Below are 2011 nucleotides of genomic sequence, written 5' to 3'. Positions count from 1 at the left end.
GGCGTATTCGCACGGCGGGGCGTCCCCCGTCCCCGGGCCAGCCTGGCCCGCGCCCGCCCCGACCGGCGATTCGAGCCCGCCGCCGCCCCGGGCCCGGGGTCGCGCCCTGACGTTCGTCGCGTTCGGGCTCGCCGTGGTCCTGGCGGTGGTAGCCGGCGTGCAGGCGTACCAGATCAACCGGCTCTCCGGCCGGCTGGCCGACACCGACCGGCGGCTGGCCACCGCACAGAGCGGCGACGGCGCCCGGCTCGACGGCCTGGACCAGCGGACGCAGGCCCTGGAGAAGCAGGCCGGGGCGCAGTTCAACCCGGAGGCGGTGGCCAGCGCCGTGCTGCCCAGCGTGTTCCGCGTCCAGGCCGGGCAGTTCACCGGCACCGCCTTCGCGGTCGGCAAACCCGCCACCGGCGGCGGCACCAACCTGTTCACCAACTTCCACGTGGTGGAGTCGGTCTGGTCCACCGGCGGTCGGGAGGTCTTCCTGGAACGTACCGACCAGCGCTACCCGGCCACCATCGTCAAGGTCGACGAGGCCAACGACGTCGCCCAACTGCGCACCACGAGCAGGTTCGCCGGGCTGGTCACGGCGTCCGCCGCGGTCAAGTCCGGCCAGCAGATCGTCGTCGTCGGTGCCCCGCTCGGCCTACAGGACAGCGTCACCACCGGCGTGGTCAGCGCATTCCGCGAGGCCGACCAGGGCTCGGGCCCGGTCATCCAGTTCGACGCGCCGATCAACCCCGGCAACTCCGGGGGCCCCGTGATCAACGCCCAGAAACAGGTGGTCGGCATCGCCACCGCCAAGGCCCGCGACGCCGAGGGCATCGGCCTCGCCGTGCCCATCAAGGTCGCCTGCGACGGCTTCCGGATCTGCTGAACCCGCCGTCCAGCGCCGCCCGCCCCATACCAGCCGGTTCGTCGCGGCCCCCGCCACGGGCCGCCTCACCTGGAGAAAGAGAAGAAATGTCGCAGCCACCGACCGGGTCGGAGGACCAGTCGCCGTACTTGCCGCCCGGCGCCGGCCAGCCCGTACCCCCGCAGTATGACCCGACCGGCCAGCCGGCGGAGCCCACTTGGCAGTTCACGCCCGGTCAGTACGGGACGCCGCAGCCGGCGGCGGAGCCGACGCAGCAGTTCATGCCCGGCCAGTACGGCGCGCCGCAGCCGGCCCAACCGGCCGGCCCCGGGGTGCCGCAGTCCGCCCCGCCCGCGCCCGCCTACGGCCAGCAGCAGCCACAGTCCGCCCCGCCGTACGTCCCGCCGGTTTCCACCGCGCCCGTTTCCACCCCGCCGGTCCCCGGCGGGGCCGGGTACCTTCCGTCGGCGCCGGCCTTCGGGCAGCCGATGTCGGTGCCGCCCGTCTCCGGGCCGGCGCCCGGCCAGCCGATGTCCGGCCCGCCGGGTGCGACGCCGCTCTATGGCCCGCCGGGTGCGACGCCGCTCTATGGCCCGCCGGGTGCGACGCCGTCCTATGGCCCGCCGGGTGCGACGCCGTCCTATGGCCCGCCGGGTGCGACGCCGTCCTACGGCTCCCCGGCGTCAACCGCCGCCCCGGGCAGGCGCAGCGTGCTGGTCCTGGCCGTGGTGGCTGGGTTGCTCTTCGTCCTCGGCGGCGTGATGACCGGCCTCTACCTGACCAAGAGCAGCGAGCTGGACCGCACCGAGAAGCGGCTGACCGGCCAGGTCAGCGAGCGGGACGGCACGATCGCGGCGAACAAGTCCGAGATCGAGAAGCTCAAGGCGGACCTGCAGGGCGTGCGGGACAAGCTCTCCGAGACGGAGCAGGATCTCACCGGCACCCGGAACGACCGGGACGAGCAGGCCCGGCAGAAGAAGGTCATCGCCACCTGCCTGGACAAGCTCACCAGCGCGCTGACCGCGGCGGCGGCGAACAACAAGGCCGCGTACGACAAGGCCACCCAGGGCATGGACAAGGTCTGCGACGAGGCCGAGGACTACCTCTGACGTGCCCCGGCCCCGCCCGTCGCGTTGGACGGGGCCGGGGCAGGTCCATGGC

2 protein-coding genes are annotated in these 2011 nt (G+C 74.0%); both read left to right on the top strand.

Annotation, left to right across the window (positions count from 1 at the left end; all coding sequences use genetic code 11):
• Positions 1 to 871, top strand: an 871-nt coding sequence (locus tag E1258_RS32295) for a S1C family serine protease (RefSeq protein WP_243715829.1), incomplete at its 5' end; no start/stop codon positions are given.
• Between the two features lie 86 nt (positions 872 to 957).
• Positions 958 to 1959, top strand: a complete 1002-nt coding sequence (locus tag E1258_RS32290; protein WP_243715828.1) for a hypothetical protein — start codon at positions 958 to 960, stop codon at positions 1957 to 1959.
• The last annotated feature ends 52 nt before the right edge of the window (positions 1960 to 2011 follow it).

This window comes from Micromonospora sp. KC207 (assembly GCF_004348615.1).
In the GTDB taxonomy this organism is placed as follows: domain Bacteria; phylum Actinomycetota; class Actinomycetes; order Mycobacteriales; family Micromonosporaceae; genus Micromonospora.
The sequence above is the reverse complement of the archived record's forward strand: the minus strand, read 5'-3'. Positions and strand labels throughout refer to the sequence as shown.

What these genes read in the sequence shown, in the direction of transcription:
- E1258_RS32290 (WP_243715828.1), top strand. Translation starts at nt 958, where the DNA reads ATGTCGCAGCCACCGACCGGGTCGGAGGACCAGTCGCCGTACTTGCCG.